10 protein-coding genes and 1 tRNA gene are annotated in these 11,969 nt (G+C 71.4%); 3 read left to right on the forward strand and 8 right to left on the reverse strand.

Annotated features, from left to right (window positions below; all coding sequences use genetic code 11):
* Nucleotides 1-79: 79 nt before the first annotated feature.
* Nucleotides 80-150: transfer RNA gene (locus LN042_RS22530), tRNA-Cys, on the forward strand.
* 75 nt (nucleotides 151-225) lie between these two features.
* Here LN042_RS22530 and LN042_RS22535 read toward each other — a convergent pair.
* Nucleotides 226-1,830 carry a glycoside hydrolase family 27 protein gene (locus LN042_RS22535; protein ID WP_230053116.1) on the reverse strand — a complete coding sequence of 535 codons (1,605 nt, stop codon included), beginning with the start codon at nucleotides 1,828-1,830 and terminating at the stop codon, nucleotides 226-228.
* A gap of 126 nt (nucleotides 1,831-1,956) precedes the next feature.
* Nucleotides 1,957-3,123 (reverse strand): winged helix DNA-binding domain-containing protein, encoded by a 1,167-nt coding sequence (locus LN042_RS22540; protein ID WP_230053117.1) that lies wholly within the window; start codon nucleotides 3,121-3,123, stop codon nucleotides 1,957-1,959.
* Nucleotides 3,124-3,369: 246 nt separating this feature from the next.
* Here LN042_RS22540 and LN042_RS22545 point away from each other — a divergent pair, with 246 nt between their 5' ends.
* Nucleotides 3,370-3,822: a hypothetical protein gene (locus LN042_RS22545; protein ID WP_230053118.1), complete on the forward strand. Its 453-nt coding sequence runs from the start codon at nucleotides 3,370-3,372 to the stop codon at nucleotides 3,820-3,822.
* 60 nt (nucleotides 3,823-3,882) lie between these two features.
* Here the strand turns inward: LN042_RS22545 and LN042_RS22550 are convergent, their stop codons facing one another.
* Nucleotides 3,883-5,229 (reverse strand): NsdA family TPR-like regulatory protein, encoded by a 1,347-nt coding sequence (locus tag LN042_RS22550; protein WP_230053119.1) that lies wholly within the window; start codon nucleotides 5,227-5,229, stop codon nucleotides 3,883-3,885.
* A 207-nt stretch (nucleotides 5,230-5,436) separates the two neighbouring features.
* Between LN042_RS22550 and LN042_RS22555 the strand changes: the two genes are divergently transcribed.
* Nucleotides 5,437-5,895 carry an ATP-binding protein gene (locus LN042_RS22555; RefSeq protein WP_230053120.1) on the forward strand — a complete coding sequence of 153 codons (459 nt, stop codon included), beginning with the start codon at nucleotides 5,437-5,439 and terminating at the stop codon, nucleotides 5,893-5,895.
* A gap of 157 nt (nucleotides 5,896-6,052) precedes the next feature.
* Here LN042_RS22555 and LN042_RS22560 read toward each other — a convergent pair whose 3' ends face one another.
* From LN042_RS22560 to LN042_RS22580, 5 genes are all read right to left on the reverse strand, one after another.
* Nucleotides 6,053-6,400 (reverse strand): hypothetical protein, encoded by a 348-nt coding sequence (locus LN042_RS22560; RefSeq protein ID WP_230053121.1) that lies wholly within the window; start codon nucleotides 6,398-6,400, stop codon nucleotides 6,053-6,055.
* 486 nt (nucleotides 6,401-6,886) lie between these two features.
* Nucleotides 6,887-7,324 carry a DNA-binding protein gene (locus tag LN042_RS22565; RefSeq protein WP_230053122.1) on the reverse strand — a complete coding sequence of 146 codons (438 nt, stop codon included), beginning with the start codon at nucleotides 7,322-7,324 and terminating at the stop codon, nucleotides 6,887-6,889.
* Nucleotides 7,325-7,989: 665 nt separating this feature from the next.
* On the reverse strand, nucleotides 7,990-9,669 hold the full coding sequence (locus LN042_RS22570; RefSeq protein ID WP_372495798.1) for a carboxyl transferase domain-containing protein: 1,680 nt from the start codon (nucleotides 9,667-9,669) through the stop codon (nucleotides 7,990-7,992).
* 176 nt (nucleotides 9,670-9,845) lie between these two features.
* Nucleotides 9,846-10,334, reverse strand: coding sequence for a GNAT family N-acetyltransferase (locus LN042_RS22575; RefSeq protein WP_230053123.1), 489 nt, complete (start codon nucleotides 10,332-10,334; stop codon nucleotides 9,846-9,848).
* Entirely contained in the window at nucleotides 10,331-11,791 is a 1,461-nt protein-coding gene (locus LN042_RS22580; RefSeq protein ID WP_230053124.1) for a methionine--tRNA ligase, read from the reverse strand. Before LN042_RS22580 ends, LN042_RS22575 begins: the two co-directional genes overlap by 4 nt.
* Between the last annotated feature and the right edge of the window lie 178 nt (nucleotides 11,792-11,969).

Here is an 11,969-nt window from a genome sequence, read left to right on the forward strand (position 1 = left end):
GCCAGGCGGGTGAATCAGTGGCGTGCTGTCTGGCTCGCGCCGGATGCGGTCGGCATGATCGACCAGGACAGCGCGTCAGGGTGGAGTGGCCGAGAGGCGAGGCGGCGGCCCGCAGAGCCGTGTACATAGGTTCGAATCCTGTCTCCACCTCGCGATGACGGTGAGGCCGGCGACCCGGGAGGGTCCCCAAGTCACCGGCCCGTCGACGGGTTCACGAGAACCGGCTCAACTCAGCTGCCACTGCTGGTTGCTGCCGCCGGTGCACGGCCACAGCTCGGCCAGTGCGCCGTCCACCGTGCCGGCACCGGTGACATCCAGACAGAGTCCGGACTGCACGCCGGTGACGGTCCCGTCGGCGTTGAACCGCCACTGCTGGTTCGCACCGCCGTTGCAGCCCCAGATCTCCACCTTGGTGCCGGCCGTGGTCTGGTTGTCGTAGGCGTCCAGGCAGCGGGTGTCGCCGCCGCTGTAGACGGTCAGCTGGCCGCTCGGGGTCCGCGTCCACACCTGGTTGCCGCCGCCGTTGCAGTCCCAGATCTCCACCTGGGTGCCCGGGGTGGTCCAGCCCCACGGAACGTCCAGGCACTTGCCGGCTCCGATCGCGGAGACCGCGCCCGACGGGATCTGCCCCGAACTGCCGCCCGCCACCCGGTACATCACCGTGCCGTGGCCGGGCACGGTGGCACTGATCGCGCCCGTGGTGGGGCTGGTCGCGCCGCTCCACAGGTCGGTGAGGGTGTAACTCGCCGCGCCGCTCTTGCCGATGGCCGCCGCCGAAGTGCTGATGGTGGCGGCCGTGGAGTTCTCGTTGAACAGCGCCACGGCGACGTCACCGTTGGCCAGCGGCTTGGCGAGTACGTCCAACCCGCTGTTGCTGGCGATCAGTTGGCCTTGCTTGCCGAGCGGGTCCTGGTCCACCGCGATCACGCTGCGGTTCGTGAGGATGCCCAGGGTGTCCGCCGAGGCGGTGGTGATGGTGGTGCCGGAGATCAGCGGAGCGGCCATCTCGGCCCACAGGCTGAACTCGGAACGGTCCTCGGTGGTCGACATGCCGTTGCCCACCTCCAGCATGTCCGGGTCGTTCCAGTGCCCCGGCCCGGCGAAGGCGCCCAGTCCCACGTTCTGATGGAAGTTGGCGAGCATGCTGCTGTAGCCGGCGCTGATGTCACCCGTGGTGCGCCAGGAATTGCCGACCGGCGCGCCCCAGGTCCAGACCGACTCCTGACCCCAGTTGCAGAGGCTGAACAGGATCGGCCGGCCGGTCGCCGCGAGCGCGTCCCGCATCGTGGTGTACCGGGTGGTCGCGCTGGTCCCGGTGTTGTTGCAGTTGTCGTACTTCAGGTAGTCGACACCCCAGGCGGCGAACGAGGCGGCGTCCTGGCGCTCGTGGCCGAGGCTGCCCGGATAGCCGGCGCAGGTGGCGGTGCCGCCGTCCTCGTAGATGCCCAGCTTCAGGCCCAAGCCGTGCACGTAGGCGGCGGTGCCGGCGATGCCGTCCGGGAACTTGGCCGGGTCCGGCACCAGGTTGCCGTTGGCGTCGCGGGTCGAGGTCATCCAACAGTCGTCGATGTTGACATAGCGGTAGCCGGCGGCCTGCATGCCGTTGCTGTGCATCGCGTCGGCGGTCGACTTGATCAGCGACTCGGAGACGTTGCAGCCGTAGGCGTTCCAGTCGTTGAACCCCAGCGGCGGGGTGGTGGCCAGGCCGTTGCCCAGCGCCGCGGCCGGGGGAGCGGTGGCGGTGAGAACGGCGGCCGGTACGCCCGGCACCAGCAGGGCGAGCACGGCGGCCTTGGTGAGTAGCGAGCGGGTCAGTCGGCGGATCTGCATGAACACTCCCCGGGGGGATGGAGGGGTCAGCTGAGCCAATCTGTTGGAAATAGGTTGCTCATGTTAACTACTGTGCGTCAATAACCGTGCACGAGACGGTTTCCGTGTTGGAATCCGTTGATTGACTCAGGCCGTCAGCTCGCGCTCCAGCGGCGTGCGGAACCGCGGGGTGACCCGGACCCCGCCCAGCCAACCGGCCAGCCGCTCCGCCTCGGCAGCCACCGCAGCCTCCCCCTCGGCACCGATGTCACCGAGCAGCCGCCAGACCAGCTCGCCGCTCGCGCGTTGCGCCCAGCCGCCCACCACCCGGCCGTTCCACCAGACGGTCGGGCCGTTGTTGCCGCTCCGGTCGAACAGCGCGGGCACCAACTCCGGGTCCAGGTACCAGTCGCGCTCGCGCCAGCCCAGCACCGTCGGATCCAGTGCGGGCAGCAGCGCCGCCCACGGCCCGGCCGACGGCAGCTCGCCCTCGTCCCCGGGCAGCATCAGGCCGGTCGCGCCGCCGCCCAGCGCCACCTCGACCGCTCCGAGGTCGGCCACCGCGGTGCGCACCTCGCCCAGCGTCCAGCCCGTCCACCACCTGAGGTCGGCCAGGGTGCCCGGCCCGTAACCCGCCAGCCAGCGGCCGATCACCGCCGCCTTCGCCTCCCGCACCGGTACGTCGGGCCAGGGCGGCACGAGTGCCCACGGATAGCTGCTGCTCAGCCAGGAGCCGCGGGGCTTGCAACGCCTCATGTGCCCGTCCGAGGCCAGCAGCCGCAGCAGCCGGCTGCCCACGCTCTGGCGAGCCGCATAGGGCTTGCCCGGCGACATCAGGATGGTCTCCTTCAGGGCGGGCACGTCCTCGGACAACTCGGCGGTGGTCGCCTCCCCGCGCTCGGCCAGTGCCGCCAGCACCGCCCGCTCGGTCTGCGCCAGCCGTCGCTCGTCCCAGCCCTCGGCGCCCGTGGCCAGGTGTTTGAGCAGGGTGGCCCGCTCCTTGGCCGCGATCGCCCGGGCCGCCGCCGCGCTCACCTGCGGCGCCAGCTCGGCGGTGACGGCGAAGATGGTGCGGCGCATCGAGAGCAGCTTCACCAGGGTGACGTCCCGGTACAGCGCCCGCTCCACCTCGGCCGTCGACGGTTCCGCCAGCCGGGCGTTGGCGGAGAGGAAGACGGTGGCGGCATCGGTGGCGTGCAGCCCGACCAGCGCGTCCGCCACCTGCTCCACCCGGGTGGCCCGGGCGGCCGGGTGCAGCAGGTGGCGGTGTGCCAGACGGACGCGGCGCTGACCGTCGGTGAGGTGGGTGACCATGGTCCGGAGGGTATCCCGGCGGTCCGACGGTGTGCGGGGCTGAGCCGTCGGTGCCGTGCACCAGGAGGCAGGCCCACCGCGTCACACCCGAGGGTCAAGTACCCCCGGGGGAATGAGAAGTTCAGAAGGTTTTCAGAGCGATTTGGCCATGGCCAGTCAAGTTCGGGCTTGACATGCTGATTGCGCCGGCGCCGGCGAGTCCCTGACGCACCGCCACGACACCCTCTCGCTTCCCCCGGAGGACCCATGACCCCACACGCGCCTGCCCGCAGTCGGACTGCCGCGCTCGCCGCGCTGCTCTGCCTCGCGGTCTCCTGGATCCACGTCCAGGACCAGGGCGGCTTCCCTGGTGACAAGACGCCCGGCTACGTCGGCGTCGGTTACTACCTGTTGGAGGTGACCGGCGTCATCGCCGCGGTGCTGCTGCCGCTGGCCGGCCGGAAAGTACCGGCGCTGCCGGTCTGGGTGCTGGCGGCCGGTGTCGGCGTCGGACCGCTGCTCGGCTACGTGCTGTCGCGCGGACCCGGCCTGCCCGACTACTCGGACGACAAGGGCAACTGGACCGAGCCGCTCGGGCTGGTGAGCCTGGCCGTCGAGGCGCTGCTGATCGTCCTCGCGGCGGCGGGGCTGCGCGCGGCGAGCGGCCCGGCCAGAGCCACCGGGCGCAGGGCGGGAGTTCCCTCACCCGAGCGCGGGTAGCCGCCCGGCGGGCGGGGTGGCCGCGGTCCTCGCGGTCACCCCGCTGCGTGCGCCGGGCGGTCAGACGGCCGCCTTCTTGCGGGCCACCTCGCGGACCCGTTCGCCGAGCCGGCGGACCTGGCGGTTGCCGGCCTGGCCGGCGAGGCTCGCGCGCAACTTGTCGAAGTGCTCGTCCCCGCGCGAGGTGGACAGGGTGGTGTAGTCGTCCAGGAACTCGCCCCAGGTCACGGTGGCGGCCTCGATGTGCCCGAGCTCCCACTGGCGGGCCGCGAGCACCCCGTTGGCGTGCAGCCGACCCTGGCGTTCGTTGGCCGGGCGCACCTTGTTGGACTGGCGCATCGCCTGGATCGACCCCGGCAGGTCGCCGAGCGCGTAGAGCACGCTGGACACGTGGAAGTGGTAGGCGGCCCAGTCGTAGCCGCCCACCGCGTCATTGCGGCCGTCCGCCTTGCTCAGCGCCGCCTCGGTCTGGCGCAGCCGGGTGAACGCGAGCCGCTGGTCCTGCACCAGGGCGGCGCCGTGCGCCTGCTGGCCGCGGAGGAAGGCGGTCAGCCGGGGGCCGGCGGCGGGGGCGCACTCGGCGGCGGCGTCCGCGTACTCCAGGGCGCGCGGGCCGTAGCCGAGGTTGGCCGCCTGCAGGGACATGCCGCGCAGGGTGCGGCAGTAGGTGACGTGGTCCTGGCCGTCCTGGGCGAGCTGCAGGGCCTCGGTGAAGTACTGCTGGCCCAGGCCGTGGGCCCGCTCGTACATCGCCATCCAGCCGGTCAGGTAGACCAGGTCGGAGGCGGCGGCGAGCATCGACTTCTTGGTGGCCGGACTACCGTCGGCCGACAGCCAGGGCATCACCGTGTTGGCCAGGAAAGCCGCGCTCATCGGACGGGCGTGGCCGCCGCCCAGCTCGTCCAGGATGCCCGCGATGCGGTCGGTCATGGCGCGCACGGTCTCGACTTCGCTCTCCCCTATCCGGACCGTGCGCCCGGCGCGAACCTCCTGCTGCGCGCCGTCCAGACGCTGTGCGAGCTCCGTGTAGCCGGGGACCAGCATGGCCGCCGAGTACAGTCCCGCGGCCAGCATGGTGCGCCGGGACGGGTCCATGTCGTCCCGCACCAGGTCGGCGAGACCGCCCAGTCGATCGTTCGGGCGAGCACCGGCCGGCGCCTTGCCGAAACCGGCTTCCTGCGAGGTCACCGGGCGTCCCAGCCGCCGGGCGAAGGCCTCGGCGATCACCGGTCGAACGGCTTGTCTGGGCTTGACGCCTTTGAGCCAGTGCGAGACCGCCGAGTGGTCGTAGGTCAGTTCGAGACCGGCGTCCCGTCCGGTGCGGTTGACCGCCCTGGCCAGCTGATCGTTGCCCCAACGGGCCTCCGCCAGCAGGGCTGCGAGCTGTCTGTTCGGTATGCGGGTCATGGCTCCCCCGTTCTTCGCCCCCGTTAATCGCACCCCCTCGGACACCCCCGCGTCCAGGGTCGCGTCGTGATTCACGTCATTCACGACTGGGTCAAGCATGGCCCGTTCTCATCCCCGGTGTAACCCGGTTGACTGGGTATCAGTCGTGGGGGGACGGCAGCAGCACATCTGCTCGGCCGTTCTCCGGATGGTCGAGGAGATGCCGTCATGGAGCGCGAGTACCGTCCCCTGCGGGACGAATTCCACGTCACCGTCGGTGCGGACGCGGTGCGGCGGGCCCGGGAGCGGGTCGTGGCCGCCGCGGAGCACTGGGGGGTGCCGCTCTCCGCGGACGCACTGTCGGATGTCCGGCTGTGCGCCAGTGAGTTGGTGGCCAACGCACTCGAACACGGGGGCGGCAGCTGCCTGGTGACGGTCGACTGGGTGGCCGGCGAGTTCCGGGTGGAGGTGGCCGACGGCTGCCGGCGTCCGCCCGCCGTGCTCATGGCCGGCGACGAACTGCCCTCGGGGCGCGGGTTGGTGCTGGTGGAGGCGCTGGCCGGGAGCTGGGGCTGGCGGCTGGTGCCCGGCGGCAAGGTGGTCTACTTCGCCTTCGCCGCGGAGCAGGCGCCCGTCGGGCGGTGGGGCGAGCCGGTGAGCGCCTCGGCGGCGTCCTGGCTGCGCTGAGCTGCTCGTGGTGGCCCGCCGCCCAGCGGGCGGAGCCGTCTGTTCCCATGCCACGTCATGCTCCCCGCCCGCCCGGTGCGGGATATGGCATCCGGGGAACCCGGGCGCCCCGGGGCACCCGGGCACCCGGGCGTCCCCAGCAAGCCCCGGCGACTTGCTACCCGGGCGGGCGGCTGAACATCTTCATCCAGAAGGTGATGCGAGAGACGTCGGCGCCCGCAAGGAACATCTCGTAGCCATTGGTCCCGCCATCGATGGTGATCATCGCCAGGGTGTCGACGTGGACGCGGCGCAGGAGGACCACCAGTGCACGGGTGGCGTCGAGATGCCGAGCGTCGCATGTGCTCCGGCGCAGTCGCCTCTCGTAGATTCTCCGCATGGAGTCGACCCGCACGGGTGAGCAGGCTGCCGATATCCCTCCGGCAAGGAGGCCGGCGACGCCGGGATCGCAGATGCCGTCCGCGATCGCCTGACGGACAAGCCTCACTGCCTGATCCGGGTCCATGATCCTCCGTCCACACTGGCCTGAGCGTCAGTCACCTTTCCGCCGGTGGTGACCCCCAACTCGCCAGCGTCAGCTGGTGCTAACTCCAACGGATCCGCCCAGGTGGTCGGGTTGTGAGCGGTGAAGCTCATAGTGGCACTCGACTGCGGCAGGCGGGCGGCGCAGACTAGGCAGTCGGGGCAGTCGGGGCAGTCGGCGTGAGGGTTGTCTGCACAGCACGTTCAACTGTCGCCGGGGGCAGAACGGTTATTGCCGCTGCGGCGTACATCACCGACACGACTGCAGGTGTGCGGTGAACTTCCCGTCAGGGCGCTCGCACAGCCAGCCGTGCTCCGCGAGCTTGGTCAACTCATTGTGGCGACAGCGCCGTTAATGCAGTGGCGGCGAGGAGGAGGGGGCGGGAAGGGGAGCGGGGGAGGGGCGCCAGGTGAGCTGAGCGGGTGGCCACCGGGGAAGGCGCGGCCGGTGGCCACCGCTGGGCCACTGTCAGTCCTGTCCGGTGGTGCCGACCCGCTCGGCCAACCGCTCAGCCCGCTGGCGGGCGGCTTGCGGCGTGCCGAGTCCCAGGCCGAAGGCGATGTCCTGCCAGGTCAGCCCGCGGCCCCGGGCCATCTGCAGCAGGCCGCTCTCCAGCTCGTCCAACTCGGCCCGGATCAGCGGCAGCAGGGTGAGCGCGGCCAGCAAGTCGGCGCGATCCACCGGCGGTTCGCCCTCCTCCGCAAGCGCCGCCCCGCTCAGCAGGAAGCTCACCAGGCGCACCGCCTCATGCGGCCCCAGCACGTACGGGTGCACCTGCCGCCGCCGCTGCTCGTCGGTGGCGGCGTGTCGCTCGGCGATCCGGAACAGTGCGGCAGGCGCCCGCTGGGCGCGGGCCCGGTCGGGGTCGGGAGAGGCGAACGGGTCGTCCATGTCCACGGAAGTCATGCGCGCCAGCATCGCGGCTGGCACTGTTTGTTGTCAACGGATTTCTTTGAATGGAATGTTCAATCGGTCGGCTGATCGCCCAAATCGTCGGAGCGGGTCAGCTGCCGCCCCCCAGCCCGGCCGGCCGGCCGGCCGTGAGTTGGACGAGTTCCACGGCGTCACCACCGGTCCGCGATCACCTCGGCTCCCGCTGCCTGGGCTCGCTCGGTCGCCTCCTGGGCGTCCTACAAGTGGCCACGCCACAGGGATCGGCCCGGACACTCGCTGACCGGCCTCGACCGCGTCGCGGTGGGCGGCATGCGGCGGATCGGCGATCTCCGGGGTGGAACGGCCAGCCTTCAGAATGGTCAGCCGCCCGCTCGCCTGCCCGCGCTCGCCTGCCTGCGCCCGTCCGCCCGCCTGCCCGCGCCCGCTCGCCCGCCCGCGCCCGCATGCCCGCGCCCGTCCGCCCGTCCGCGCCCGCCTGCCCGCGCTCGCCCGGCCGGCCGGCGGCGAGGCTCACGTGACCCGCTCGGGCGGACCCAAGCCAACGCCTGCACGGCTGGTACATGCTGGCCGCCAGGGCCGCGCGTCAGGCCGGGCTTGCGCGGGAGTGGCGGGCGCCGGCCTCACGCATGAAGTGCGCCCCCGAGCCCACGGAATCCTCGAACAGCTTTGGCCATCGATCAGCGCGCCAGTGAGCGGAACCGCTCCAGTCGGGCCGTCGGCGGCGAAAGGGTGGCGGCGCGGGCGAGTTCGGTGGCCACCGCAGTGGCAGTACGGTCGAGGAAGCCCTCGGACTCCGGGATCAGTCGGTCCACCACGCCCTCGCGCAGCAGCTCGGGCGCGCTGATCCGCTGCTGCTCGGCCAACTGGGGCGCCAGGTCCGGCGTGCGGTGCAGGATCACGGAGGCGCCCTCGGGAGGCAGCGGTGACAGCCAGGCGTGCTCGGCTGCAAGCACCCGGTCGGCCGGCAGCAGCGCCAGCGCCGCACCGCCCGCCCCCTCGCCGAGCAGCAGGCTCACGACCGGCACCGGAACGTTGCTCAATTCGGCGGTGCAACGGGCGATCTCACCCGCCAGCGCACGTTCCTCGGCGTCCTGGCTGAGCAGCGCACCATGGGTGTCGATCACGGTCAGCAGCGGGAGTCGCAGCTCGGCCGCCAGTCGCATGCCGCGCCGGGCGGTGCGCAGCCCGGCCGGTCCGACCGGCCCGTGTCGCTCGGCCGCCGCCCGATCGTGTCCGGCCACCACGCAGGAGATCCCGCCGATCCGAGCCAGTGCCAGAAGCAGCGTCTCGTCCCGTTCGCCCGCGCCGGTGCCTGAGAGCGGCACGACCGCGTCGGCCAGCGCCAGCAACTCGACCAGGCCAGGGCGCTCCGGCTCGCGGGTGGTTCGGATGGATTCCCAGACGGGAAGGAGGGGCGGCGATTGGTAATAATCGCCATTATTAACCTCCTCGTCCGCCGCCTGCGCCGGCGCCCCAGGCTCACTTCGCGTCGGCCGCGCCGAATAATGGGCATTATTAGCTCGATCGCCGGCCTCTCCGCCGGCCGCTCCGCCTGAATAATGGGTGGCATTAACGGCGATCTCGGCCGCTGTCTCACTGCGGCGCCGGGGGCCTGAATAATGGACATTATTAATTCCGCCTGCATCCCACCCCCTCGCCACCAGCATGTCCAGCGTCGCCACCAGCCGCTCCCGAAGCCGCTCTGGATCAAGCACCGCGTCCACCGTGCCGAACTGCTCCAGATGCTCGGCCCGCTGCACGCCTGCCGGGAACGGCGCACCGTACAGCGCCTCATAGACACGCGGTCCGAGGAAACCGATCAGCGCCCCGGGCTCGGCGGTGGTGAGCTGGCCGAGTGACCCCCAGGACGCCAGCACCCCGCCGGTGGTGGGGTGGCGCAGATGGACCAGATAGGGCAACCCGGCGGCCTTGTGCGCGGTCACCGCGTTGGCGATGGCGATCATCCGGACGAACGCCGGAGTGCCCTCCTGCATCCGGGTACCGCCGGACGCCGGGAAGCCGAGCAGGGGCAGGCCTTCGGTGGTCGCCCGTTCGACGGCCCGTAGGAGGCGCGCGGCCGTGGCGGTGCCGACAGAGCCGCCCAGGAACGTGAACTCGCTCAGCAGCAGCGCCACCCGGTGGCCGCCGAGCCGTCCTTCACCGGTCAGCGCCGCCTCGTCGGCCCCGCTGCGCTCCCGGGCCCGGGCCAGGTCGGAGCGGTACTCCGGCCCGGCGTCCGGGTACGCCGGCGGGGTGTCCCAGCTGCGGAACGAGCCTGCGTCGAGCAGTTGCTCGGCGAAGACCAGCGCCCCAGGGCGGGGCGGGGTCGGGCGCGCGCTGCCAGGTTTCGTGTTCACACCGCCAGTGTCAGCAGCGGTCGCGCACGGCCACAACGTCGACCAGGTCACACGGCGCCCCCCTCGTCACGGCGTGCCCGGTCCTGACCAGCCATGGCTGTCCCAGTGCGGCCACGCGGTGGTGGTCACCCCGGAGAGCGGGGTGCGCAGCGGCCTGCCCGGGCAGGCCGCTGCCGTCAGATCACCACCGGGCTGCGCCGTTCCACCAGCACCACGTTGCGCCACTGCCCGTGCAGCCTGCCGATCCGCTCCCGGGTGCCGATCACCCGGAAGCCGGCCCGTTGGTGCAGGGCCAGACTGGCGGTGTTCTCCGGGAAGATCCCGGACTGCACGGTCCAGATGCCGGCCGCCTCGGTCGATTCGAGCAGCGCGGTGAGCAGGGCGTAGCCGACGCCGTGGCCCTGCGCCCTCGGGTGCACATAGACCGAATGCTCGACCACCCCCTCGTACGCGCATCGCTCGGAGACCGGCGAGACCGCGGCCCAACCCAGGACGCGCTCCTCCTCGTCCACGGCCACCAGTCGGTGCCCGGGCAGCCGGCCGCTGTTGAACTTCGCCCAACTCGGCGCCTCGGTCTCGAAGGTGGCGTTCCCCCCGGCGATGCCGAGCCGGTAGATGTCGAGCACCTGCCTGCCGTGATCGGGCCGCATCGATTCGATCCTCATACGCTCTGAGGGTAGCGGCGTGGAAAGAGTGTTCGAGCCTCGGGCAGTCGACCGTCCGGCCCCGGAGTGCACTGGGCCGACACCTCACGTGCGGCGCCGGGCAGGAAGGGCGCCAGCAACTCGCCGAGCGTGCGGCAGGCGTTCAGCAGAACGGTCAGATGGCAGGGCGCGGTTGACGGATCCGACCAGGGCCGGGTCTGGTCCAGGTAACGGTTCGCCGCTGCCGGCAGCTGCCAGAGTGCGGCGGTGGCGCGGCGGAAATCATAGGCGTCGAGTGCTGCGGCGACCTCGATCGGGACGGTGGCGCACTCGGGCAAGTCGGCTGAGCCCAACTCGGGCACTCGACCGTCGCATTGGCGGTGCACCAAGGTGACGACGCGCTTCACCAGGTTCCCGATTCCGCCGGCAAGATCGGAATTGGCGCGCTCCACCAGGAGGTTGACCGTGAAGTCGGTGTCGCCGACTTTTGCCACCTCGCGCAGCAGCCACCAGCGCACCGCGTCGGTGCCGTAGTCGTCGACCAGTCGGACCGGGTCGACGGTGTTGCCCGCCGACTTGCTGATCTTCTGGCCGTCCACCGTGAGGTAGTCGTGCACCAGGACGTCGGTGGGCAGCGGCAGGCCGGCGGAGAGCAGCAACGCCGGCCAGTAGACCGCGTGGAACTTCAGCACGCCCTTTCCGCAGAGGTGGATCCGCCGTTCACTGTCGCGCCACCAGCGGTCGAAGTCGGGAGAATCCAGGCCGAGACTGGTGACGTAGTTGCCGAGCGCGTCCCACCAGACGTAGATCACCTGGGAGGCGTCGCCGGGCACCGGGATCCCCCAACCGTGCGCGCGCTCACGGGACCGCGACACCGAGAAGTCCGGCAGGCCGGCCGCGAGCAGGCCGAGTACCTCGTTCCGGCGCGCGGGTGGCTCGATCCGCAGGCGGTCCTCGGTGATCGCGGCCCGCAACTGTTCGGTGTAGCGCGAGAGTCGGAAGAACCAGTTCTCCTCCTCGACGAACTGCGGCTCGGTGCCGTGCTCCGGGCACCGTCCGCCCAGCAACTCCTCGGCGGTGTAGAACTGTTCACAGCCCACGCAGTACTGCCCGCGATAGTGCCGCTGATAGAGGTCGCCACTGGCCGCGCAACGGCGCCAGAGCTCCGCCACGCCGACCGGATGGCGCGGATCGCGGCTGGTCCGGATGAAGTCGTCCAGTCGCAATGCCAGCGGTTCCTGGAGCGCTTCGAAGGCGGCGGCGTTGCGGTCCACCAGTGTGCGGACCTCGATCCCGGCGGCCGCGGCGGCCAGCACGTTCTTGAGCGAGTTCTCATCCGTGCCGCTGAGCAGCCGGACGCCCTCCCCACGGGCCCGTCGATGCCGGGCCAGTACATCGGCTTGCACCAGTTCGAGCGCGAAGCCGAGGTGCGGACGGGCGTTGACGTAGGGAATGGTGGTGGTCAGGTAGGTGGTCATGAGTGGCCCTCCGGTCATGGCTTCGATTTGTGGGACCGGGGCCGCGAACACGAAAGAGGCCCCGTGCTGGCGGGGCCTCGGCCGTTCCTGAACGCGCGTCAGCTACTACCCCGCAGGGCGGGGCATCAGCCGGCTGAGAGTACGGAACGAGGTCATGGCTCGATGGTAACCACAGCAC

It is taken from the genome of Kitasatospora humi, from assembly GCF_020907985.1.
GTDB classification, from domain to species: Bacteria; Actinomycetota; Actinomycetes; order Streptomycetales; family Streptomycetaceae; genus Kitasatospora; species Kitasatospora humi.

Bases quoted from the DNA above. Each gene is read 5' to 3' on its own strand.
- LN042_RS22580 (WP_230053124.1), bottom strand. From the start codon at position 11,791: ATGACCACCTACCTGACCACCACCATTCCCTACGTCAACGCCCGTCCG.
- LN042_RS22565 (WP_230053122.1), bottom strand. From the start codon at position 7,324: ATGACTTCCGTGGACATGGACGACCCGTTCGCCTCTCCCGACCCCGAC.
- LN042_RS22550 (WP_230053119.1), bottom strand. From the start codon at position 5,229: ATGACCCGCATACCGAACAGACAGCTCGCAGCCCTGCTGGCGGAGGCC.
- LN042_RS22545 (WP_230053118.1), top strand. From the start codon at position 3,370: ATGACCCCACACGCGCCTGCCCGCAGTCGGACTGCCGCGCTCGCCGCG.
- LN042_RS22560 (WP_230053121.1), bottom strand. From the start codon at position 6,400: ATGGACCCGGATCAGGCAGTGAGGCTTGTCCGTCAGGCGATCGCGGAC.
- LN042_RS22540 (WP_230053117.1), bottom strand. From the start codon at position 3,123: ATGGTCACCCACCTCACCGACGGTCAGCGCCGCGTCCGTCTGGCACAC.
- LN042_RS22555 (WP_230053120.1), top strand. From the start codon at position 5,437: ATGGAGCGCGAGTACCGTCCCCTGCGGGACGAATTCCACGTCACCGTC.
- LN042_RS22575 (WP_230053123.1), bottom strand. From the start codon at position 10,334: ATGAGGATCGAATCGATGCGGCCCGATCACGGCAGGCAGGTGCTCGAC.
- LN042_RS22535 (WP_230053116.1), bottom strand. From the start codon at position 1,830: ATGCAGATCCGCCGACTGACCCGCTCGCTACTCACCAAGGCCGCCGTG.